Here is a 23,037-nt window from a genome sequence, read left to right as displayed (position 1 = left end):
GCTCAACCTACTGGTGGCCCTCAACCCTGCTCCGCATGGCGGGCGGGCTCCGCGCCTGACCCAGGTGCCCCGCCACCGCCCCGTGCCGCCCCGGTCGTCCGGGCGACCATCGCGTCCAGCGCCTCCCGCCCGGGCAGATTCGTCGGCCGGATGACGGCACCGGTGGGCACGTCGTGGAACACGGCGTCGACCTCGGCGACGTCCACGCCGGTGATCTCCGCCCAGGCGAGCCGGTAGACCGCGAGCTGCAGCGGGTCGGCGCCGGCCGCATGGCCGGTCTTCCAGTCCACCACGCAGGCGCGGCCGTGCTCGTCGAACACCGCGTCGATCCGGCCCCGCACCACCTGTCCACCGAGGAACAACGCGAAGGGCACCTCGGTCGCGATCGGCGTCGCGTCCGCGTACGGACCCTCCTCGAACGCCGCGATCAGCGCCGCCAGGTCCGCATCGGTGTCGGCCTCGTCGTCCGGGGCGTCGACCAGCAGGCTCGCCGCGGTCGCGAAACGGCGCTCCAGCCACGCGTGGAACCGCTCGCCCGTCCGGGCCGCCGGGCGCGGGGGCCGCGGCATGGGGCGGTTCACCTGCTCAAGGTACGCCGGGGCGTCGCGTCCCAGCGCGATCAGGGCCGTGGCGGACAGGTACGGCGGCCAGACCGTGCCCCCGCCGCGGCGCCGCGCGCGTGCCTCTGCGAGCAGGACGTCCGCGGCCGCGTCCCACGTCGCCACCTGCGCCGCCTCGTCCAGGGGGAGCGGCTCGTCCTCGGGCATGCGCGCACCGGAAGAACTCTCGGCGCGGTACCGCGCCACCGCTTCGGCCGCCCGCAGCCGCCGGGCGCGGGACTCCGGGTCGAGCGCGACGGGCCACCCCACCGCCCGGGCCTCACCGGCGAGCGGGTTCTCCGCCGACACCTCTCGATGGTCGACCTCGGTGGCGAAGCGCTCCAGCACGCGGAGATAGGGCGAGTGCGCCCGGGCGCGGAGCAGGTCGGTCCAGGCGTGCGTCGTCGCCACCAAGTGCTGCCGGGCGCGGGTGACGGCCACGTACGCCAGCCGGTCATCGGCCCTGCGCGCCTCGGCCTTCAACGCCTCGGCGTAGTCCTTCGCCGCGGCATCGCTCATCTCGGACACCTGGGCGATGTTGGCGGCATCCCCCCGGAGGTCGGCGGGCAACACGGCGGCGTTCTTCAACCAGTTGCCCTGCACCCGGTCGGACGGGAACACCTTGTCGGCGAGGGCCGGAAGGAACACCAGCTCCCACTCCAACCCCTTGGCGCGGTGAATGGTGAGCAGCTTGACCGAGTTGTCCGCGGTCGGCACCGCCTGCTCCAGCCCGACGCCCCTCTCCTCCTCCGCGCGCAGCCAACCCAGCAGTCCGACCAGCGAGCCGTCGCCATCGATGTCGGCATAGCCCGCGACCTGCGCCACGAAGGCGTCCAGCTGCCGCAACCCGTCCGGCCCCCGCAACCCACACTCCACCTCCAGCCCCAGCGTGGCGATGACGCGGCGCACCAGATCCGTCACCGGGGCGTCCGCCCGCGCGCGCAACGACGCGAGCTCGGCCGCCGCGGTCGCGAGGCGGCGGCGCCCGTCCTGCGAATACGGGCCGTCGCCGAGATCGGCGAGCGCCTCGGCCAGGCTCGGCGCCCGGGCCGAGGTGGTCTGGTCGATGATCGCGGCGATCTCCTCGGCGGCCGATGCGTCGTCGTCCGGACGGTCGGCCCCCGCGAGGTCGCGCGCCCGGCGGCCCAGCACGGCGAGATCCGCCGGCCCGATCGCCCACCGGGGGCCGGTCAGCAAGCGGATGACGTCGGGGTTGGCGGTCGCGTCGGCCAGGACGCGCAGGGTGGCCACCACGTCGGCCACCTCCGGCACCTGGAGCAGCCCGTCGAGGCCCACGATCTCGACCGGGACGTCCCGGGCGGCGAGCGCCGCGTAGAGGGGCCGGATGTGGGCGTTGCGCCGGGCGAGGACCGCGATGTCGGACCAGCGCCGCACCAGGCCCCCGTCGACGGCCCCGGCGATCCGGTCGACAACCCAGTCGACCTCGTCCGGCCACGTGTCGAACGAGGCCACCGCGATGTCTCCGGGCGGGGTGCCCTCGGGGGCGACCAGGTCGACGTCGATGCCGTCCCACTGCAGCTCCTCGTCGGCGCGCAGCGGGGCGGCGAGGGCGTTGGCGGCGTCCAGGATCGTCTGGCCCGAACGGCGGTTGACCGTGAGGGCATACCGGGTGGCGGGGGTGCCGTCGGCCCGCGGGAACTGCTCGGCGAAGGTGATGATGTTGGCCGCCGCGGCCCCGCGCCAGCCGTAGATGGCCTGGCACGGGTCACCGACGGCCGTCACGGGGTGGCCGCCGCCGAACAGCTCCGCCAACAGCTGGGACTGCGCGCTGGAGGTGTCCTGGTACTCGTCGAGCAGCACCACGGCGAACTGGGATCGCAGTGCCTCGCCGACGGCGGGAACGGCGCGCGCCAGCCGGGCGGCCACCCCCATCTGGTCGGCGAACTCCACCGCGCCGAGCGAGCGCTTCAGGTGCTGGTAGTCGTCCACCAGCCCCGCCAGTTCGACCCGTTCGGCGGCCATGGACGCCGCCGTCCGCATCGAGGCGTAGAGCTCCTTGCGCCGCGACATCGGCGAGCCCGCGACGCCCGCGGCAACGTCCTCGGCGTGCTCGAGGAGGGCACCGGTCGGGACGAGGTGGGCGGACAGCTCACCGTCCAACCCCAGGACGCGCTCGGTCACGCTGTCGGGCCGCAGGCGTGCGACGTGCCGGAAGGGGCCGGGCGCGGCGGAGACCGCCCGTGACGCCAGCCGGAACCGGGCCGCACCGGTGATGAGCCGGGCCTCCCCCTCCACCCCGATCCGCAGGCCGTGGTCGGCCACCAGCCGGGCTGCGAAGGCGTCGTAGGTCATGATGAGCTGCTCGCCGGCGTCGTCCAGTCCCTCGGCGTCGACCACCTGGGCGCGGGCGAGCGCGGCGCGGACGCGGCCGCTCAGCTCGGCGGCCGCCTTGCGCGTGAAGGTCAGGCCCAACACCTCCTCGGGCCGCACCCGGCCGGAACCGACGAGCCACACGACGCGCGCCGCCATTACCGTCGTCTTGCCCGAGCCCGCGCCAGCGATGATGACGCCGGGTTCCAGCGGCGCGGCGATGGCGGCGAGCTGCTGCTCCGAGAACGGGATGCCGAGCGCCTCGCTCACCTCGGCCGGGTCGGTGAAGCGCCTCATGCGATCACCTGGCCGCTGCGTGCCGGGCAGCTGGACCGCACGGGGCAGTAGGTGCAGTGCTCCCCCGCCTGGGCGTCGAACCGCCCCGCCTCGAGCACCGCACACGCCCGGGCCACCTGGTGGTGGACCCAGGTGGGGTGCGCCAGCTCCTCGGGGTCGTCGGTCAGGTGCGGTTTCTCGGTCAGCGACGGCTGGCGGAACTCCTTGGGCCACCCCTCGCCGTCCTCCACCCGCAGGTACACCAGGCTCGCCCCCGCGCTCGTGGTGCCGGCGTCGCGGAAGCCGCCCGCCTCGATGGCGAGCTGGTAGACCCCGATCTGGGGCGTCACCTCGGCGGCCTTCTGCGTCGGCGCGGAACGGCCGGTCTTGAAGTCGACCACCTTCAGCGCGCCGTCGGAGCGCCGCTCCAATCGGTCGACCGCGCCGACGAGCTGCACCGGGCGGCCGTTCACCGTCACGTCGGCCGAGAACGGCACCTCGACGCCCACGAGGTCGGCGTGGTCGTGGCCGGCCTGCCAGTTGAGGAACCGCCGCACGGCGGCGTCCGCCTCGGCCCGCTCGGACGCCGACAGCCACGCGGCCGGGAACGGGATGGACGCCCACACGGCGTCCAGCGCGGCCGCGACGTCGTCGGGCGCGAGCTCACCGGAGGCCGCCCGCTCGGCCACGGCGTGGATCACGGAGCCGAGGATCGTGCGGATCTCCCGCGGCGGCTCGGCGCGCGCCTCGCGGCTCAGGAAGTACTTGCGCGGGCACGTGAGCAGCGACTCCACCTGGCTGGGGCTGAGCCGGATGGGCCCCTCCCGCGCCGGGGCCACGGTGCTGGTGGGCTCGTGGACGCCCCACCACCGCGCCGGATCGGCGTCCGGCGCCAGGGCGAACCCCTCGTCATCGGTCGCGTCGGCCAGCACCGCCAGGCGCGCTGCCGCGGCCTCGCGCAGGGCCGGGGACGCGGCGTCGTCCTGCGCGGTGCGGCGCAGCTCGGCCACCAGCTGCCGCAGGGTGTGGAGCGCGGGCGGCGTGGACACCAGGTGGCGGGGTGGGACGCCGAGCTCCGCGAGGAACCGCGAGGGACGGTCCTCCTCGCCCTCGGTGCCCTCCACGGCCGTCACGATGAGCCGGCCCTCCGCGCGCGAGCACGCGAGCAGGAACAACCGGCGCTCGGTGGCCACGAGATCGCGCGTGGTGAGACCCAGCGCCAGCTCGGGCCCCGCCTCGGACGCCCCCAGCCGCTGCGGGTCGAACACCGAGCCCCGCCGCCGCACGTCCGGCCAGATCCCCTCCTGCACCCCGGCCACGACGACGAGCGACCAGTGTCGCCCCTTCGCGCGGTGGGCGGTCAGCAACCGGACGCCGCGCCCCCCGACCGCCGACTCCCGCTGGGAGTCCGCCGGGATCTGCTGCTGGGCGACCTCGGCGGCGAACCAGGAGACCCCGGGCTGCCCTCCGGGCCCCTGCGAGGTGCGGGCGAGGTCGAAGAGCGCGCACACGGCGTCCAGGTCGTGGTGGGCGCGGGCCGAGGCGTCGCCGCCACGGACGGCGTCCGCGCGCAGCCGCTCGGGCCAACCGGTGCCCGACCACAGTTCCCACAACACGGCCTCGGGTCGCTGCTCCCGGGCCACCAGCGCGGTGGCCCGGGCCAGCAGGTCCCGGCGCGCGGCGAGCTCCTCGTCGGCCTCGGGCACCGCCCGCACCCCGGCGAGCGCCTCGGCCACCAGCGTCTCGGTGGGCGCGCCGGCGGCGGCCGGGTCGGCCGCCCGCAGCCGGCGGCCGACCGCGCGCAACCCCACCGCGTCGTACCCGCCCCACCCCGAGAGCAGCAGCCGGGTCGCCTGGTCGCCGTCGGGCTGGCCGCCCGCCCCGGCGACCTCCAGGCCGAGCAGCAGTGGACGCACGGCCAGCTCGGAGGCCAGGCCGATCTCGTCACCCGCGACCTCGACCGGGATGCCTGCGTCGATGAGGGCCCGCGCCAGCGGGGGCAGCTGGGTTCGGCCGGCGCGCACCAGAACGGCCATGTCACCCCACGGCACCTGGTCGTCGAGGTGCGCGGCGCGCAGCTCGGCCGCCAGGTGGCGGGCGTGGGTGGCCTCGTCGGGAAAGGTCCTCACCTCCACCCGCCCGGCACCACCCCCGGTGACCCCGCGGTAGGCCGCCAGCGCCTCGCGCTCGACGGCGGGGGCACCCAACCGGCGGGCCACCGCGGTGCAGGCGGCCACCTGGGCGGGCGGCTGGCGGTGGGCGTGCGGCAGCGTCACGACGCGGGCCCCCGGGAAGAGGCGTACGAACTCGGCCGTGGCCCGGGGGTGGGCACCGCGGAACCGGTAGATGGCGGTGTCGGGATCGGCCAGGGCCACGACGGGCACCGCGTCACCGGCCAGCGCGCGCACCAGGCCGATCTGCGCGGCGTCCAGCTCGCACCAGTCGTCGACGAGCACGACGGCGTACTCGGCGCGCACGGCCTCCAGCACGCCCTCCTGCTCCAGCAGCAGGCGGGCGCGGTGGACGAGCTCGGCGTAGTCGATGACCCCCTCCGCGTCCAGCACGTCGAGGTACTCCCCCATGAACGCCCCGACGGCCGCCCAGCCGAACTCGCCGGACGCCGCGCCGGCACCCGACAGGTCCTCCGGATCCAACCCCAGCTGCCGCGCCCGGGCAAGGACGGCGCGCACCTGCTGGGCGAAGGCGCGCGTCCCCAGGGCCGCGTCCAGCTCAGCGGGCCACGGGGCGGGGCTGCTGCGGAGCAGTTCGCGGATGCGGAACTCCTGCTCGGGCGCGGTGAGCAGCCCGGGGCCGGCGTCGTCGGGGGCGGCGAAGCGCGCCACGAGCGTGAGGCAGAGCGCGTGCACGGTCATGACCTGCGGGGCGAGCGTCGTCCGGCCCGCGGCCCGCACGATCCGGTCCCGCAGCTCCGAGGCCGCCTGCCGGGTCAACGCCAGCACCAGCGCCGGCCGCTCCGCCGCACGGATGCGGCCCGCCACGGCCTCCACGAGCAGCGTCGTCTTGCCCGTGCCGGCCGCACCCAGCACGAGCACCGGACCGGTTGGCTGCACCATCGGGTTGCTCACGCCTGCCATCCCACCACACGCCCCTGACAGTTTCCCGGCGCCCCCGCCCGTAGGCTGCCCCCATGGCGGACGTGATGACCGAGGTGGACGGCCAGACCCTCAAACTGAGCAAACTCGACAAGGTGCTCTACCCGTCGGGATTCACCAAGGGCGAGGTGATCGCCTACTACCACGCCGTCGCGCCGACCATGCTCCGCCACCTGGCCGGACGCCCCGTCACGCGCATCCGCTTCCCCAACGGCACGCAGGCCGCGTCGTTCTTCGAGAAGAACGTGCCCGCGGGCACGCCCGACTGGGTGCACGTGCACCACGTCGACGGCCACCGCGAGGACATCGACTACCCGGTGGTCGACTCGCTCGCCTCGCTCGTGTGGCTGGCCAACCTCGCCGCGCTCGAACTCCACACCCACCAGTGGCGGGTGGCCCCGGGGGCGACCACCACCGAACTCACCGACGCGCTGCCGGTCGACCAGCTCGTCGTCGACCTCGACCCCGGGCCCGGCGTCACCATGCCCCTGATCGCCACGGCGGCGCTGCTGGTGGCCGGCGAACTCGGCGCCGACGGCCTCGCCTGCGTCGTCAAGACCTCGGGCAGCAAGGGCCTGCAGGTGTACGCCGCCCTGCAACCTGCGCCGGCGGGGGCCGTCATCGCCTATGCCCGGGCCCTCGGGACGCGGCTGGCGTCCGCCCACCCCGAACTGTTCCTGACCGAGATCGCGAAGGCTGCCCGGCCCGGAAAGATCCTCGTGGACGTCAACCAGAACCTGGCCGGCCGGACGACCGTGTGCGCCTACTCCCTGCGCGCGAAGGACGCCCCCACCGTCTCCACGCCGCTGAGCTGGGACGAGGTCGAGGACGCCACCGACGGGGCACCGCTGCGCTTCGAGGCCCGCGACGCCCTGGCCCGGATCGACGAGCGCGGCGACCTGTTCGCGCCCTTGCTCGACGGGCCCCGCGGAACGCTGCCCGGCTGACCCACCCACCCCCGCCGCGCCCCGCCGTTCGCCGCGGGCGAAGCGGGGCAGAACTGTCCCGGGCCGCGGCTAAGGTGGCGCTCGAGCTTAAGGAGGGCCCATGGAGGTCAAGGTCGGAATCAGCCACGTCCAGCGCGAGGTCTCGTTGGAGACGAAGGCCACCGCGGCCTCCGTGGAGGAGGCCCTGGGGGTCGCGCTGAAGGACAACGGTGTGTTCACGCTCACCGACGACAAGGGGCGCAAGGTGCTCATCCCGGCCGCACAGATCGCCTACGTCGACCTCGGCTCCGAGCACGCCCGCCCGGTGGGGTTCGGCGCCGTCAGCGCCTGACACGGTAGGATGGCTCAGGCGCGCACACCCGCGCGCCCCCGCCACCGTGCGTGCCCCGAGTGAGAGCACCGCGTGCGGCGGTGTTCGTCCCGGCCCACGCCGGTGAAGAGTGAGGCACTGAACTGAGCGAGAGCGCCCTGCCCCAGGCAGAGACCCAGACGACCTTCGACGAGTTGGGCGTCCGGCCCGAGATCGTCGAATCACTGGCCCTGAAGGGCATCATCCACCCCTTCCCCATCCAGTCGATGTCCATCCCCATCGCCCTGGCGGGCACCGACATGATCGGTCAGGCCCGCACCGGCACCGGCAAGACGCTGGCCTTCGGCGTGTCGCTGCTGCAGCGGGTCGCCGTCCCCACCGACGAGGCCTACGCCGACCTCGAGCACCCGGGCAAGCCCCAGGCGCTGGTGATGACGCCGACCCGTGAGCTGGCCCTCCAGATCGCCGACGACCTCGCGGACGCCTCGCAGGTGCGCAAGGCCCGCATCCTCACCGTGTACGGCGGTGTGGGGTACGAGCCGCAGCTGGATGCGCTGGCGTCCGGCGTGGACGTCGTGGTGGGCACGCCCGGCCGACTCCTCGACCTGGCCAGCCGGCGCTCCCTCGACCTCTCGCACGTCCGCGTGCTGGTGCTCGACGAGGCCGACGAAATGCTCGACCTCGGCTTCCTGCCCGACGTGGAGCGGCTGATCGCGCGGACGCCGGCCTCGCGCCAGACGCTGCTCTTCTCCGCAACCATGCCGTCGGCCATCGCCGGCCTGGCGCGCATGCACATGAGCCAGCCGGTGAACATCCGCGCCGAGGCGCACGACGCGAAGGCGACCGTGCCGGACACGACCCAGTTCGTGTACCAGGCGCACGACCTCGACAAGCCGGAGATCGTCGGACGCATCCTGCAGGCCGACCACGCCGGCAAGGTGATGATCTTCACCCGGACGAAGCGCGCCGCGCAGCGCCTGGCCGATGACCTGGAGGAGCGCGGGTTCGCCGCGACGTCGATCCACGGCGACCTGTCGCAGGTGTTGCGCGAGAAGGCGCTGACCCGGTTCCGGGAGGACCGCGTCAAGGTGCTCGTCGCCACCGATGTCGCCGCGCGCGGCATCGACGTGGCCGACATCACCCACGTGATCAACTACGAGTGCCCCGACGACGACAAGACCTACGTGCACCGCATCGGACGCACCGGGCGTGCCGGCGCGAAGGGCGTCGCCGTGACGTTCGTGGACTGGGCCGACGTGACCCGCTGGAAGGTCATCAACAAGGCGCTGGAGCTCGACTTCCCGGAGCCCCAGGAGACCTACTCCACGAGCGAGCACCTGTTCACCGATCTCCACATCCCGGTCGGCACGAAGGGACGCCTGCGCGACGCGAAGCCCCGCGAGCCGCGCGACGAGAAGCCCCGCGAGCGCAAGCCCCGCGAGGAGCGCGCGCCGCGCGAGCGCAGCCGCCGCCGCACGCGCAACGGCCGCCCCGTGGACGCGGGTGAGGCCCCCGCGGCAACGCCCGCCGTGGCCCAGGCCGATGCGCCTGACGCCTCCGCGTCCTCTGCCCCGACCGGCGGGGCTGGCGAGGCCGCCGCCCCGGCAGCGAGTGCGGGGCGTGAGGGCGCCCCGCGCCGGCGTCGTCGTGGTGGCCGCGGCCGTAGCCGCGGTGGCGAGTCGTCCGGCGCCGAGGCCGCTGCCCCGACGGAGTGACGTCGACACCGTGAGCCCGACGCAGTGACCCGGCTCAGAACCGGTCGGGCTCCTCGGCGTTGAACACCAGTTTGGCGCCGTCGGCGGTCTCCACGACCAGGCGGTCGAACCCGCCGGCTCGGCCCGGCACCACCCGCACCGTGTGGTCCTCGAACAGCCGCCCGACCTGGGTCGCCGGATCCACCGAGCGTCGCTTCTTGGTCTGGCGCAGCCAGCGGCGGCCCTGGGCCACGACGCCGAGATCCAGACCGTGACGCGCGTAGAGGGCGACCTCCTCGCCGGACGGCGTGACCCCGTAGTCGAGGCGCACGGTGTCCACCAGCGTCCCGAAACCGAACGGCACCCGCTGGCGGGCGAGGGGCTCGCGTCCGCTCGTGGCCACGACGACGGCGGCGGCCCGATCGGCCTCCGCCTCGGCGTGGGCCCACCAATCGGCCGGCACGACCACCTCGGCGAAGCCCGGGAGGGCCCCGGCCCGCGCGCGGAGCGTGGCCACGACCCGTTCGGTCTCGGCCTCGGTGAAGCCGGCCAGCACGTCCTGGTCGACCGGGTCGTCGGCCTCGCCCCGCACGGCGACGACCGCAGCGTCGCGCCCCTCGATGCGCCCGGTGCCCAGCGCCAGCACGTCCGACCAGGGACGCCGACGCCCCAGCATGGCGTAGCCCGCCGAACTCACCTGCACGATGCCGGACGCGACCGCCTCCGCGGCGAGCACCACGGCCATGGCCAGCAACGACACCACGATCACGGCCAGCACGATGCTCGGCACGTTCGGGGCGCGCACGGCGTCCGCCACGGCCGCCACCGCGGCGGCGCCGAACCCGAACACGGCCACGGCGCTCCACACCGCGCGCCGGGTGGTGGCGGTGCTGATGAGCCACTCCGCCTCGGTTGCCACCGACGTCGCCATCAGTACGCCATCCCCATCGCCTCGCGCACCTCGCCCAACGTGGCGTCGGCGATGGCGTTGGCCCGCGCATTGCCCTCGCGGAGCACGGCCATGACGTGGTCGGGGGCGGCCTCGAGTTCGGCGCGCCGCGCCCGGATGGGGGCGAGGGTCTCGTTCAACACCTCGATGAGGTACTTCTTGAGTCCCCCGCCGCCTCCGTTGCCGATCTCGGCGGCGATGTCACCCGGGTCGCGACCCGTGCACAGGCCGGCGATCGTCAGGAGGTTCGCCACCTCGGGGCGGCCCGCGGGGTCGTAGGTGATGAAGCGGTCGGAATCCGTCACCGCGCGCTTGAGCACCTTGGCTGTCTCGTCGGCGGTCATCCGCAACTCGACGGTGTTGCCCCGGCTCTTGCTCATCTTCGTGCCGTCCGTGCCGAGAACCAGGGAGCCCGACGAGAGCAGCGCCTCCGCCTGCGGGAAGACGGGTGTATCCGCCTGAATACGCCCGTATCGCTCGTCGAAGCGCCGGGCCACCACCCGAGTCTGCTCCAGGTGCGGCAGTTGGTCCTTGCCGACGGGCACGAGGTTGGCCTTGCAGAACAGGATGTCGGCGGCCTGGTGGACGGGGTAGGTGAGCAGCAGCCCCGACATGGGCCGGCCGCCCGTGGCCTCGTGCTCGGCCTTGACGGTGGGGTTGCGGTACAGCTCGGAGTCGGTCACGAGCGACAGGAACGGCAGCATCAGCTGGTTCAGCGCCGGCACCTGGCTGTGGGCGAAGATGGTGGTCCGGGCCGGGTCGATGCCGATCGACAGGTAGTCGGTCACCAGCGACTGCACCCGCTCGCGCAGCGGGCCGGTGCCGTCCCGGTCGGCGATCACCTGGTAGTCGGCCACCAGGATGAGGGTTTCGACGCCCGCCTCCTGCAACCGCAGCCGGTTCATCAACGAGCCGAAGTAGTGGCCGATGTGGAGGTGCCCGGTGGGCCGATCCCCGGTGAGCATCCGGAAGCCCGATGGGTCCTTCGCGATCTGCTCCTCGATGGCGCGGCTGCGCTGCTCGGAGCGCCGCAGGGACGCCTCCGACGTCGAGGACGCCAGCGCGTCGGCCGCGGCGTCCGCCTGATGGGCGTCCTGGGTCGCGTCCTCGGTGGTGTCCTGAGTGGTGTCCGTCGTGGTGACCTGGTCGGTCATGGAAGGTCTCCTGTTCTGGAAGTCCCGCGAGCATGCGAAACGGCCGCCCGCTGGACGGCCGTCGTGCAAGGTCGATCAAGCAGCCGTCATCACGGCTGCCACGCACCCCGCTGCTTCATGACAGCCACCCTACCGGGTCGCCTCACAACACGAGGGCCGCAACCCACCCGGCGAGCAGGAGCGGGATGTTGTAGTGCAGAAATGTCGGGATCACCGTGTCGCGCACATGGTCGTGCTGCCCGTCGGCCGCGAGCCCCGCGGTGGGCCCCAGCGTCGAGTCGGACGCCGGCGACCCGGCGTCGCCGAGCGCCCCCGCGGTGCCGATGAGCGCCACCGTGGCCAGCGGCGAGAACCCCAGGGTGAGGCAGAGCGGCACGTAGATCGTCGTGATGATGGGGAGCGTCGAGAACGACGACCCGATGCCCATCGTGACCAGCAGGCCCACGAGCAGCATCGCGAACGCCGCCATCGCCTTGTTGTCGCCGAACACCTGGGCGGTGGCCGTGACGAGGGGCTCGACCTGCCCGGAATCCTGCATCACCTGCGCGAAGCCCTGGGCGGCGATCATGATGAACCCGATCATCGCCATCATCTGGATGCCGCGGTTGAAGACCGAACCCGACTCGCCCCAACGCACCACCCCGGTGGCCAGGAACACCGCGAAGCCAACGAGCGCCCCCAGCAGCAGGGAGTCCGCCACGATCTGGATCACCAGCGCCAGCACCACGGCCACCAGCGCCACCGCGATGCGGTACCCGCTGACGGGGCCCACGGCGGGGGTGTCCTCCTCCCCCGCGACCGGCAGGTCGGCATAGGCCCGGGGCCGCCGGTAGGTGACGAAGACCGCCACGAGCAGGCCCGCCACCATGCCGAGGGCGGGGATGCCCATGGCCTGGAGGATGTTGATCCCCGTCGTGTCGAGCCCGGCCTGGGAGATGTTGCCGAGCAGGATCTCGTTGAGGAAAACGTTGCCGAAGCCGTAGGGCAGGTACATGTAGGTCGTGACGAGGCCGAACGTCAGGATGCACGCCACCGCGCGGCGGTCGATCCCGAACCGGTTGAACGCCACCAGCAGCGGGGGGATCAGCAGCGGGATGAACGCGATGTGGATCGGCACGACGTTCTGGCTCATCACCGCGGCGGCGAGCACCACGCCCAGCAGGCCCCACTTCAGCCACCGCGTGCGTCGGACGCCGGCGTCCGGACCCGCCTGCCGGGTCACCCAGCCCGCGAACGCCTGCGGCAGACCCGAGTGGGCGATCGCCACGGCGAACGCGCCGAGCACGGCGTAGCTGAGCGCGATCGATGCGCCGTTGGCGATGCCGGCCGTGAACGACTCCATGGTCGCAGCCAGCCCCAGGCCGGCCAGCAGGCCGCCGACGATGGCGCCGATGATCAGCGCCATCACGACGTGGACTCGTGCGAAGGCGAGCACGAGCATGAGCAGGACGGCGAGCACGACAGCGTTCATGCGGGGCTCCAGATTCGTAGATCGGGGCAGGGACGGAGGGGTAGGTTCACGGGCGTCCGCCCCGCGACCGGATGCGGCGCACCACCTCGGCGTACGTCTCCTCGGGCGTCGTCTCCACGCCGAGGGGGTTCCGGGTCTTGCCCAGGCCGTGGTAGTCGCTGGAGCCGGTGGCCAGGAGCCCCAGGCCGGACGCCAACGTCCGCAACGCGGCGCGGGTCTCGGCGTCGTGATCGGGGTGGTCCACCTCGACGCCGTCGAGCCGGTGCTCGTAGGCCAGCTCGGTGAGGTAGGGCGCGGGCAGGTCGGCGCGCCGGCCGCGTCCCCACGGATGGGCGAGCACGGCGACACCGCGAGCGCCGTGCACCAGGTCGATCGCGGTCGTCAACGGCGTGCTGTACCGGTCGACGTAGGCCGGCCCGCCCTCGTACAAGAACAGCTCGAACGCCTCGTCACGGCCTGACACGTACCCCTTCGCCACGAGGGCGTCGGCCAGGTGGGGCCGGCCCAGGGAGGCCCCGCCCGCCTGGGCCAGCACGTCGTCCACGGTGAGCGGCATGCCGAGCTCGGTGAGCTTCGCGACCATGGCCGGCACCCGGTCTGAACGCCCCACCCGCACCCGTGCGAGCTCGTCGAGCAGCGCATGATCGTGCGGATCGCAGCCGTAGCCCAGCAGATGGACCGACTTGCCGCCCAGCTGGGTGGACATCTCCAGGCCGCCCAGCACCTCCACGCCGACGGACTGCCCCGCCAGCTTCGCCTCGCGCAACCCGTCGAAGGTGTCGTGGTCGGTCAGCGCGATGGCGCCCAGCCCGGCCTCGGCCGCCTTGCGCACCAGCTGGGTGGGGGTGTCCGTGCCGTCGGAGACCAGCGAATGCGTGTGGAGGTCGATGCGCATGCCCCCAGTCTCCCCGATGACCGCGCGGCACCCCGCGGGGGCCCACGGCTCGGAAACCGCCCCCGCCTACACCAACAGCGTCCTGATCGTCCGCAGCGCCACCGACATCCGCGCCAGCGTCGTCTCCTCCGCCGTGATCTCGCGCAATTCGGACGCCTCGCGCTCCACGCCACCGGCGGTGGCCTCCCAGGCGGCGACGATCGCGGCGGCGTCCGCCCCGGCTCCCCCCACCCGGAGCGCGGCGCCGGTCAGGTCCGCCTGCAGGCGGGCGAGGTCGTCGCGCAGGGCGGCGCGGGCCATCGTGTCCCACCGGTCGACCCGCGGCAGCTCGTTGACCCGCTCCAGCACGAGGTCGAGCCCCAGCCGCTCGGCCACCGTGAAGTACACCCGGGCGACCAGCGCCAGGTCTCGCCCACTCTCGCGGGCCAGCTGGGCGATCGACAGGGCCAGGTGCAGGTAGCGGGCCTGGGCCACCCGGGCCGCGAGCGCGTCGGGCACGCCTGCGCCGGCGAGCGCGGCGCGCTGGGCGTCGATGTCGGCGCGCTGCCGGGGGGTGCAGACGTCCGCCAGCTGCTCCCGCAGCACCGTGACGGCCTCGGTGAGCGCCGCCGCCTCACCCTTGATGTCGAGGTCTCCACGCCGGTTGTGCAGCAGCCACCGGGTGGTGCGCTCCACCATCTGCTGCAGCTCGACGCGGATCCGCAGCTCGGTGTCCGCGGCCACCCCCAGATCGGTGAGCGCCATCTCGTCGCGGGCGACGGCGAGGATCGTCCGCGCCGCGAGCTGCGCGCGGATGATCTCGGTGACATCGGACGCCGTCTCCTCCGCCAGCCGGTGGTAGGCGCTCGGCCCCTGCGAGTTGACGAAGCGGTTCACCGTCACCATCGTCACGATCTCGCGCCGCAGCGGGTGCGCCGCCATGGCGTCGGCGTACCGCTGGCGCAGCGCGCGCGGAAAGTAGGTGACCAGCCGGTCGGCCAGGTAGGGGTCGTCCGGCAACGGGGAGGCCAGCACCAGGCCCTCGAGCCGGATCTTCGTCCAGGCGAGCAGGCTCGCCAGCTCCGGCCGGGTCAGCGCCTCGCCGTGCTGGAGGCGGCGCTCCATCTCGGCCCGGCTCGGCAGTCCCTCCAGGTCACGGTCGAGGAGGCCGTCCGCCTCGAGCCGCCGCATCCACGCCTCGTGCGCGCCGGCCATGCCCGGCCCCAGCGCCGCGACGGTCGACAGGGCGATGTTGGAGTCCACGTTGTGGGCCAGCACCAACTGCGCCACCTCGTCGGTCATGGACGCCAGCAGCTCGGCCCGCGCATCGGGGCTGAGAGCGCCGCGCGCCTCCTCCGGCTGCAGCAGGATCTTGATGTTGACCTCGTGGTCGGAGGTGTCGACCCCGGCCGAGTTGTCGATGAAATCGGTGTTGATCCGGCCGCCGGCCCGGGCGAACTCGATGCGGCCCGCCTGCGTCCACCCGAGGTTGCCGCCCTCGCCCGCCACGCGCGCCCGCACCTGACACCCGTCGAGGCGCACCGCGTCGTTGGCCTTGTCGCCGACGTCGGCAGGGGACTCGCCCGACCCCTTCACGTAGGTGCCGATGCCCCCGTTCCACAACAGATCCACCGGCGCGGCGAGCAACGCCCGGATCAGTTCGTTCGGCGTGAGCGAGCGGACGTCGTCGGCCACCCCCAGCGCAGCGCGCGCCTCGGCGCTGATCGGCACCGACTTCGCCGTCCGGGGCCACACCCCACCCCCGGGAGAGATCAACGCCGCGTCGTAGTCGGCCCACGACGAGCGCGGCAGCGCGAAGAGGCGTTCGCGCTCGGCGAAGGACGCGGCGGCGTCCGGATTCGGGTCGAGGAAGACATGGAGGTGGTTGAACGCCCCCACGAGCCGCGTGTGGGTGCTGCGCAGCATGCCGTTGCCGAACACGTCACCGGCCATGTCGCCGATGCCCACGCAGGTGAAGTCCTCGGCCTGGCAGTCCACCCCGAGCTCGAAGAAGTGCCGCTTCACCGACTCCCACGCCCCGCGGGCGGTGATGCCCATCTCCTTGTGGTCGTAGCCGACCGAGCCGCCGGAGGCGAAGGCGTCCCCCAGCCAGAAGCCGCGCTCCACCGACAGAGCGTTGGCGATGTCGGAGAACGTCGCCGTACCTTTGTCGGCCGCCACCACGAGGTAGGTGTCGTCGCCGTCGTGGCGCACCACGTCCGGCGGCGGCTCCACTTGGCCGTTGACGAGGTTGTCGGTGAGGCTCAGCAGCGAGCCGATGAAGATCTCGTAGCAGGCGACCCCCTCGGCCAGCCAGGCGGCCCGGTCGATGCGCGGATCGGGCAGGTGCTGGGGCACGAAGCCGCCCTTGGCGCCCACCGGAACGATCACGGTGTTCTTCACCATCTGGGCCTTGACGAGACCGAGCACCTCGGTGCGAAAGTCCTCGCGACGGTCCGACCACCGCAGCCCGCCGCGGGCCACCGCGCCGAACCGCAGGTGCACGCCCTGCACGCGGGGGCTGTACACGAAGATCTCGTGCGCCGGTCGCGGCTCGGGCAACAGGGCCAGCTCGCGCGGGCGGATCTTGAACGCCAGCGCCGGCCGGTCGGCCGCGAACGCGTTGGTGCGGACGATGGCCCGCAGCACGGCGACGAACATCCGCAGGATGCGGTCCTGGTCGAGCGACTCCACCGCGTCGAGGGCGTCGAGGATGCCGGCGATCTCTGCCTCGAAGTCCTCGACACGGGCCGCCTCGGTGGCGTGCTGGGCGGGGTCGAACCGCGTCTCGAAGGCGGTCACGAGGGCGCCCGCAATGTCGGGGTTGGCGTTGAGCGCGGCGGCGACGTAGACCTGGCTGTACGGGGTGCCCGCCTGCTGCAGGTAGCGGGCCATGCCGCGCAGCCACGCCACCTGCTGCCACGCCAGGCCGGCCCGCATGACCAGCTTGTTCAGCTCCCCGGCGTGGCAGACCCCGGTGTAGGACGCCTCGAACGCCTCCGCGAACCGCACGCGGTCGTCCGACCGCCAATCCTGGAGCGTCTGCCCGGCGGGAAGGGCGAAGCCGAAGTCGTAGAGGTAGACGCGGCGTCCGCGCAGGTCCCATTCATAGGGGCGCTCGTCGGTCACGTCGACGCCGAGGGCGTTGAGGTGCGGCATCACGCGCGTCAGCGACATGGGCTCCGCGGTGATGACCTTGAACCGGAGGTCGGCGGGGTCACCGGGATCATCGGGGGAATACAGCGCGAACCGCAGATCGCCGGGCGCGGCCAGCTCGTTCGCGAGGCGCAGGTCGGCCAGCGCCTGCTTGGCGGTGTACGCCGCCTCGTACGCCTCCCCGAACTCGACGCCGCGCTCCTGGGCGGGCAACTCGTCGGCGGCGTCGTTGAAGTCGTCGTCCCAGATGCGCGCGGCGTGGGCCACCTCGGCCTCCAGCGCCGCGAGGTCGACCGCCGGCTCGGGCGCCCCGTCGGGCCGCTTCACCACCAGCAGCAGGCGAGCCATCGAGCTCTCGTTGACGAGCGCCCGGAACTCGACCGATTCACCGCCCAGGCGCTCCCGCAGCAGCGCCGTGATGCGCTCGCGGATGACGGTGCGGTACCGGTCGCGCGGCACGTACACGAAGCAGGACCAGAACCGGCCGTGCGGCGCCCGCTGCACGATCAGGCGGGCACGGCGCCGCTCCTGGACGCCGGCGATCTGCCGCACCAGCGCCGCCAGGTCGGGCACCGCGTCGGCGAACCAGTGGTCCCGCGGCAGGCTGGCCATGGCGTCGCGGGCGAGTTGCCCCGAGTGGGAGTCCTCGGCCAGGCCCAGCTCCTCCCACACCCACGCCGCCTTGTCCCGCACCAGGGGGATCCGTTCGATCGGCTCGAGGTAGGCCCGGGCCGTCCACAACCCCAGGAAGCGGCGCTCGCCGACGAGCACGCCCTCGCGGCTGTAGGTGCGCACGGCCACGTAGTCGAGGTGGTCGAGGCGGTGCACCGGAGAGGGCCGGGAGTCCTTGGTGACGACGAGGATCTCGGGTCCCTCGGTGATCTGGGTGGCGTGGAAGGCGTCGGGCGCTTCGCCCCGCAGGATGCCCAGCCCACTGCCGGGGACGGGGGTGAACGTGTCGCCGTCCACCGTGTAGTCGCGCGCCCCGAGGAACTCGAAGTGGTCGTCCGCCAACCATCGCAGCAGCTCGGTGACCCGCCGCACCCAGGCCACACCGACAGGCTGGGGCGTGTCCTCCAACCGGGCCACCGCCTCCGCCAGCCGGGTCGCCATGGCGTCGGTGTCGGCATGGACCACCCGGGAGGCGGCGAGCCCGACGTGCAGCCGCTCGACCAACCCGGGGAGGAGCTCGTCGGCCGCCGAGCCGAGGGGCGGGTAGGCCTCCACGGTCAGCCAGGACTCCGGGCGGGATCCGGCCCCGCCCACCGCGCGGAGCTCACCGGCGTCGTCGCGGCGCACGGCCAGGATCGGGTGGTGGATCGATCGGATCGTCCAGTCCGCATCGGCGAGCACGGCCGTCACGGTGTCGACCAGGAAGGGACGGTCGTCGGTCACCACCTGCACCACCGTCGAGCCGCCCGCCGACCAGCCGTCGCGCGACTCCAGCGGGGTGAAGGCTGCCACCAGGTCCTCCTCGGGTCCCCGGCGGGAGCCGGCCTCCGCCTGCGCGGCGAGCAGGCGTCCGGCCACCTCCGCCGCGCCGCCCGGGGGCGTGTCGGCACCCGCGAGCCACGCGCTGGCGAGCGCGGCGGGACGGGGCCGAGCACCGTCCCCCGCGAGCACCGCAGCCCGCGAGAAGATTTCGGCCACTGCGGCCTCGACGTGGGAAAACTTCTCGCCGACATTCATTCTGGCGCGCCTCCTTGCGTGTCCCGACCCGATGAGCCTACCGCGTCGCGGCGGCTGCGGCGGCGCGACGCCCCCGCGTTCGCGGCGCTCCCGCTTGTGCTCGGGGTGGGCGACCCGGTAGGCAGAGGGGCATGAAGCTGTCCGCACGCCAGACCTACCCCGCCACCCCCGCCGAGGTGCACGCGATGCTCACCGACGAGGCGTTCCTCACGCAGATGGCCACCGAGGCCGGTGCGGTCGAGCAGCGCGTCGTCGCCACGGCGGCACGCACGGCCGTGGAGGTGGCCGTCCCCTCACCCGCCGAGGTCAGGACCTTCCTCGGCCCCCACCTGACGCTGGTGCTGGACACGGCCTACGGCGACGCGGACGCCGACGGCGCGCGCAGCGGTCAGCTGACGATCACCGTGCCGGGCGCGCCCGTCACCGCAGGGGCCGCGTTCCGGCTCGTCCCGACCGCGTCGGGCACCCAACTCACCTACGACGGCGACCTCACCGTCAACGTGCCGCTGATGGGCCGCTCCATCGAGAAGAAGGCCGCCCCGGAGATCCTGGACGCCCTCGCCGCGCAGGAGCGCGCCGGGCAGCGCTGGCTGCAGGGGCGCTGAGCCGCGCGGCGGCGTCCGCTCAGCCCATGTGGGGGTAGGACGTCGCCGTCGGGGCGTCGAAGGTCTCCTTGATCGCCCGCGGGCTGGCCCAGCGGATGAGGTTCCACATCGAGCCGGCCTTGTCGTTGGTGCCGGACGCCCGGGCCCCGCCGAACGGCTGCTGGCCCACGACCGCGCCCGTGGGCTTGTCGTTGACGTAGAAGTTGCCCGCCGTGAAGCGCAGGCGTCGCGACGCCAGCTCGATGGCCCCCCGGTCGGTGGCCAGGACGGCCCCGGTGAGCGCGTAGGCGCTGGCGCCGTCCACGAGGTCGAGCACGGCTTCGAAGTCGTCGTCGTCGTAGACGTACACCCCCAGGATCGGTCCGAAGTACTCGGTGACGAAGATGTCGGCGTCCGGATCGGTGGAGGTCACGATGGTCGGGCGGACGAACCAGCCCACCGAATCGTCGTAGGTGCCGCCGGCGACGACCTCCATGCCCTGGTCAGCGTGGCAGGCGTCGATGACCTTGCTGAGCTTGCGGAAGGCCCGCTCGTCGATCACGGCGCTGGTGAAGTTGGTCAGATCGCGGACGTCGCCGACGGCGAGGGCGTCGGTCTGGGCGACGAGGTCGTCCTTGATGGTCTGCCACAGGCTCTTCGCGATGTAGGCACGCGACGCGGCGGAGCACTTCTGGCCGGAGTACTCGAACGCGCCCCGGATCAGGGCGGTCACGGTGACCTTCGGGTCGGCCGACGGGTGGGCGAGGATGAAGTCCTTGCCACCGGTCTCCCCCACCAGACGCGGGTAGCTGCGGTACTGCGCGATGTTCGCGCCCACCTCCTGCCACAGCCCCTGGAACACCGCCGTGGAGCCGGTGAAGTGGATGCCGGCCAAGTTCGAATCGGCCAGGACGACCTCGGACACGTCCTGGCCGTGGCCCGGCAGCATGTTGATGACCCCGGCCGGCAGACCCGCCTTCTGGAGCACCTCCACCAGGAAGTGGGCGGCGAACGTCTGCGTGAGCGCCGGCTTCCAGACGACGGTGTTGCCCATGAGGGCGGCCGAGGTGGGCAGGTTGCCGGCGATGGCGGTGAAGTTGAACGGGGTGATCGCGTAGACGAAGCCCTCCAGCGAGCGGTACTCCATCCGGTTCCACACGCCCGGGGAGTTCTCGGGCTGGTCGGCCATGATCTGCTGGGCGAAGTGCACGTTGAACCGCAGGAAGTCGATGAGCTCGCAGGCGGAGTCGATCTCGGCCTGCTGGACGGTCTTGCCCTGGCCGAGCATCGTGGCGGCGTTCATGGTCGCGCGGTACGGCCCGGCGATCAGCTCGGCGGCGCGCAGGAAGATCGCGGCCTTCTCGTCGAACGGCAGCGCCTCCCAGGCGGGCGCGGCGGCGAGGGCGGCGTCGATCGCCGCGCGGGCGTCCGCCTGCGTCGCGCAGCGGACGGTGCCGAGCACGTGGGCGTGGTCGGACGGCATGCACACCGCGAGCTCCTCGCCCGAGCCCGGACGCCGCTCCCCGCCGATCCAGGCGTCGAGGGCGACGGGCGGTGCCGCGGCCAGTTCCGCGAGGCGCACCTCGAGGGCCGCGCGCTCGGCCGATCCGGGCGCGTAGGTCAGCACGGGCTCGTTGACGGGCAGGGGAACTCGGGTCACGGCGTCCATGGCCCCATGGTACGGCTCACCCGCGTCGAGCTCCCAGCGAGATCCTGCCCAGGGCGGAGATTCGCGCGTCTGGCGGCGCCCTGACGCCAAATCAGCCCGTCTTGGCCGCCTGTTCGCGACGCTTCTTCGCCGCCTCGACCGATGCCTTGAGCGCTGCCACCAGGTCGACCACGTCGCCGCCCCCGGCCTCGACCTCGGCCGCCTCGGGCGCCGGGGCGTCCCCGAGCTTGGCCGCGACGACCTGCTCCAGCGCCTCGCGGTAGGAGTCGGTGAAGGTGTCCGGCTCGTACGGGGCGGTCAGCTGGTCGATGAACATCTTCGCCATGTCGACCTCGCCCTTGGACGCCTTGATCTCGCTGTCCGGCGCGGCGAACGCCCCGTCACGCAGTTCGTCGGGCCACAGCAGGGTCTGCATGACGAGCAGGTCGTCGGTGGCGCGGATCAGCGCGAGCGACTCGCGCGAGCGCAGCGCCACCTTGACCAGGGCGACCTTCTTGGCCTTCCGCAGTGCCTCGCGCAGCAGCACGTACGGCTTGGCCCCGGGGCCCTCGGCCTCCAGGAAGTACGACTTGTTGTGGGCGGTCGGGTCGATCTCGCCGTCCTCGACGAACTGGACGATCTCGACCTGCTTGGCCGTCGGCAACGGCAGGTCCTCGAAGTCGGACGCCTCCAGGATCACCATGCGCCCGTCGGCGGTCTCGTAGCCCTTCGCGATCTCGGAGTAGGGCACCTCCTCCCCGCAGACCTCGCAGACGCGCTTGTACTTGATGCGGCCGCCGTCGGCGGGGTGCACCTGACGGAACGTGACGTCCTTCTCCTCCGTCGCGGAGTACAGCTTGACCGGGATCGTGACCAGGCCGAAGCTGACCGCGCCCTTCCACAGGCTTCTGGGCATGGTGCCTAGTGTGACAGGCGTTCCCACTCGGTGGAACTGTGCCAGAGCAGGTCGACGTCGGCCAGCAGCGGACGGGTCGCCTCGGCGTCCCAGGCGTCCGGCAGGTTCAACCCCGCCACCTGGTCGCGCACCGACGCCGCGAGCGCCGCGCCGTCGGCGTCGTCGGTGAAAAGGCTGGTGACACGTCCGTAGCCCGTGGGCGGCAGGGTGACGGCGCCGAAGTCGGCTTCGGCGTCGGCGCTGTCGTCGACCGTCAGGTCGGTGGTGTCGCACACCGCGACGATGCGGACGCCGTGGTGCAGCAGACCGTTCAGAGCCGCGATCTCCAGCAGCGTCAGGTCGGCGTCCTCGTCGTCACCGCGGGCGATGCCGAAGGTGCGCAGGAACCCCGGCGTCGCGGCGAACCCGCGTCCCGCGCGGTCGTCGCCGGACGCCCAGGCGGCGAGGTCGGCGGGGGCCAGGGGCACGAAGACGAGCATGGCCCCCAGCATGACACGCGGTTGCGCCGGACGCGGCGTACCGTTCCGGGCATGGGGTCCGTCACGCGTCCGCTGCACCCGGCACTGCGCCCGTACGTCGCCAGCTGCGTGGGGTACGACTACCGGCTGCCCACCGACGCCGTGCACCACGGCGTGCCGTCCCCGGCCCTCACCGCCATCATCGCCTTCGACGCACCGCTGGACTGCGGGTGGGTGGGCGAGACGGCGTCCGGCCGGTTCTGGACGCTGGCGGCGGGCCTGCACACCCGGCCGTCGCTCATTCGCACCCACGGCAGCCAGGTCGGGTTGCAGCTCGGGCTCACCCCCCGCGGATCGCGCGCGCTGCTCGGCGTCCCCGCTGCGCCACTCGCCTCGGCCTTGGTGCCCGGTGACGAGCTCGGCGCCGCCCTGCCGCGGTGCCTGCACGAACGGCTGGCTCCGCTGGGCTGGGCGCAACGATTCACGGTGCTGGAGGAGCACCTGCTGGGACGCCTCGGGCGCGCCGGACGGGCGGCGCATCCGGTGGCCGAACAGGGGTGGCGGCGGCTGACCGGTGCGCCGCGTCGGGTCGAGGAGGTGGCGGGCGAGCTGGGCATCAGCCGCCGCCACCTGCGGAACCTGTTCGTGGCGGAGTTCGGCCTCAGCCCCAAGGAGGTGGCCCAGGTCGCCCGCTTCGACCGGGCGCGGACGCTGGCGGCCCGCGGCGTCCCGTTGGCCCAGACCGCGGCGGCGGCCGGCTACGCCGATCAACCCCACCTGACCCGCGAGTGGCGGCGGTTCGCCGGGTTGACGCCTACGGCGACGCTGGCGGAGTTCCCGATCGTGCAAGACCCCCTCGTCGAGTGAG

At 73.3% G+C, this 23,037-nt stretch carries 15 protein-coding genes; 5 read left to right on the top strand and 10 right to left on the bottom strand.

The window, feature by feature from the left end:
• Window positions 1-20: 20 nt before the first annotated feature.
• A complete protein-coding gene (locus tag IFY26_RS03955) occupies window positions 21-3,227 on the bottom strand; it encodes an ATP-dependent DNA helicase (RefSeq protein ID WP_232547695.1) in 3,207 nt (1,068 codons plus the stop codon).
• On the bottom strand, window positions 3,224-6,292 hold the full coding sequence (locus tag IFY26_RS03950) for an ATP-dependent helicase (RefSeq protein WP_232547694.1): 3,069 nt from the start codon (window positions 6,290-6,292) through the stop codon (window positions 3,224-3,226). The genes IFY26_RS03955 and IFY26_RS03950 overlap by 4 nt, the downstream gene beginning before the upstream one ends.
• 62 nt (window positions 6,293-6,354) lie before the next feature.
• On the opposite strand from IFY26_RS03950, the gene ligD reads away from it, so the two are divergent.
• The 3 genes from ligD (at window position 6,355) to IFY26_RS03935 (ending at window position 9,291) form a co-directional block, all read left to right on the top strand.
• On the top strand, window positions 6,355-7,266 hold the full coding sequence (gene ligD, locus IFY26_RS03945; protein ID WP_232547693.1) for a non-homologous end-joining DNA ligase: 912 nt from the start codon (window positions 6,355-6,357) through the stop codon (window positions 7,264-7,266).
• 100 nt (window positions 7,267-7,366) lie between these two features.
• A complete protein-coding gene (locus tag IFY26_RS03940) occupies window positions 7,367-7,597 on the top strand; it encodes a DUF3107 domain-containing protein (RefSeq protein WP_232547692.1) in 231 nt (76 codons plus the stop codon).
• A 122-nt stretch (window positions 7,598-7,719) separates the two neighbouring features.
• A complete protein-coding gene (locus IFY26_RS03935; protein WP_232547912.1) occupies window positions 7,720-9,291 on the top strand; it encodes a DEAD/DEAH box helicase in 1,572 nt (523 codons plus the stop codon).
• Window positions 9,292-9,325: 34 nt separating this feature from the next.
• Here the strand turns inward: IFY26_RS03935 and IFY26_RS03930 are convergent, their stop codons facing one another.
• The 5 genes from IFY26_RS03930 to IFY26_RS03910 form a co-directional block, all read right to left on the bottom strand.
• Complete coding sequence (locus tag IFY26_RS03930) at window positions 9,326-10,201, bottom strand: hypothetical protein (RefSeq protein WP_232547691.1); 876 nt, start codon at window positions 10,199-10,201, stop codon at window positions 9,326-9,328.
• Window positions 10,201-11,373 (bottom strand): tryptophan--tRNA ligase, encoded by a 1,173-nt coding sequence (trpS, locus tag IFY26_RS03925; protein WP_232547690.1) that lies wholly within the window; start codon window positions 11,371-11,373, stop codon window positions 10,201-10,203. Before trpS ends, IFY26_RS03930 begins: the two co-directional genes overlap by 1 nt.
• Window positions 11,374-11,515: 142 nt before the next feature.
• A complete protein-coding gene (locus IFY26_RS03920; RefSeq protein ID WP_232547689.1) occupies window positions 11,516-12,844 on the bottom strand; it encodes a Na+/H+ antiporter family protein in 1,329 nt (442 codons plus the stop codon).
• A gap of 46 nt (window positions 12,845-12,890) precedes the next feature.
• Window positions 12,891-13,739: a PHP domain-containing protein gene (locus tag IFY26_RS03915; RefSeq protein ID WP_232547688.1), complete on the bottom strand. Its 849-nt coding sequence runs from the start codon at window positions 13,737-13,739 to the stop codon at window positions 12,891-12,893.
• Between the two features lie 66 nt (window positions 13,740-13,805).
• Window positions 13,806-18,563 carry an NAD-glutamate dehydrogenase gene (locus IFY26_RS03910; RefSeq protein ID WP_232547687.1) on the bottom strand — a complete coding sequence of 1,586 codons (4,758 nt, stop codon included), beginning with the start codon at window positions 18,561-18,563 and terminating at the stop codon, window positions 13,806-13,808.
• Between the two features lie 131 nt (window positions 18,564-18,694).
• On the opposite strand from IFY26_RS03910, the gene IFY26_RS03905 reads away from it, so the two are divergent.
• The gene (locus IFY26_RS03905; protein WP_232547686.1) at window positions 18,695-19,168 is read left to right on the top strand and encodes a DUF2505 domain-containing protein; all 474 of its coding nucleotides are present in this window, start codon (window positions 18,695-18,697) and stop codon (window positions 19,166-19,168) included.
• A gap of 19 nt (window positions 19,169-19,187) precedes the next feature.
• Here the strand turns inward: IFY26_RS03905 and pruA are convergent, their stop codons facing one another.
• From pruA to IFY26_RS03890, 3 genes are all read right to left on the bottom strand, one after another.
• Window positions 19,188-20,816 (bottom strand): L-glutamate gamma-semialdehyde dehydrogenase, encoded by a 1,629-nt coding sequence (pruA, locus tag IFY26_RS03900; RefSeq protein ID WP_232547685.1) that lies wholly within the window; start codon window positions 20,814-20,816, stop codon window positions 19,188-19,190.
• A gap of 91 nt (window positions 20,817-20,907) precedes the next feature.
• The gene (gene ku, locus IFY26_RS03895) at window positions 20,908-21,711 is read right to left on the bottom strand and encodes a non-homologous end joining protein Ku (protein ID WP_232547684.1); all 804 of its coding nucleotides are present in this window, start codon (window positions 21,709-21,711) and stop codon (window positions 20,908-20,910) included.
• 5 nt (window positions 21,712-21,716) lie between these two features.
• Window positions 21,717-22,190, bottom strand: coding sequence for a DUF6912 family protein (locus tag IFY26_RS03890; protein WP_232547683.1), 474 nt, complete (start codon window positions 22,188-22,190; stop codon window positions 21,717-21,719).
• 51 nt (window positions 22,191-22,241) lie between these two features.
• On the opposite strand from IFY26_RS03890, the gene IFY26_RS03885 reads away from it, so the two are divergent.
• Window positions 22,242-23,036 (top strand): helix-turn-helix transcriptional regulator, encoded by a 795-nt coding sequence (locus IFY26_RS03885; RefSeq protein ID WP_232547682.1) that lies wholly within the window; start codon window positions 22,242-22,244, stop codon window positions 23,034-23,036.
• The last annotated feature ends 1 nt before the right edge of the window (window position 23,037 follow it).

Source organism: Propioniciclava soli (assembly GCF_014858005.1).
Taxonomy (GTDB): Bacteria; Actinomycetota; Actinomycetes; order Propionibacteriales; family Propionibacteriaceae; genus Propioniciclava; species Propioniciclava soli.
The sequence above is the reverse complement of the archived record's forward strand: the minus strand, read 5'-3'. Positions and strand labels throughout refer to the sequence as shown.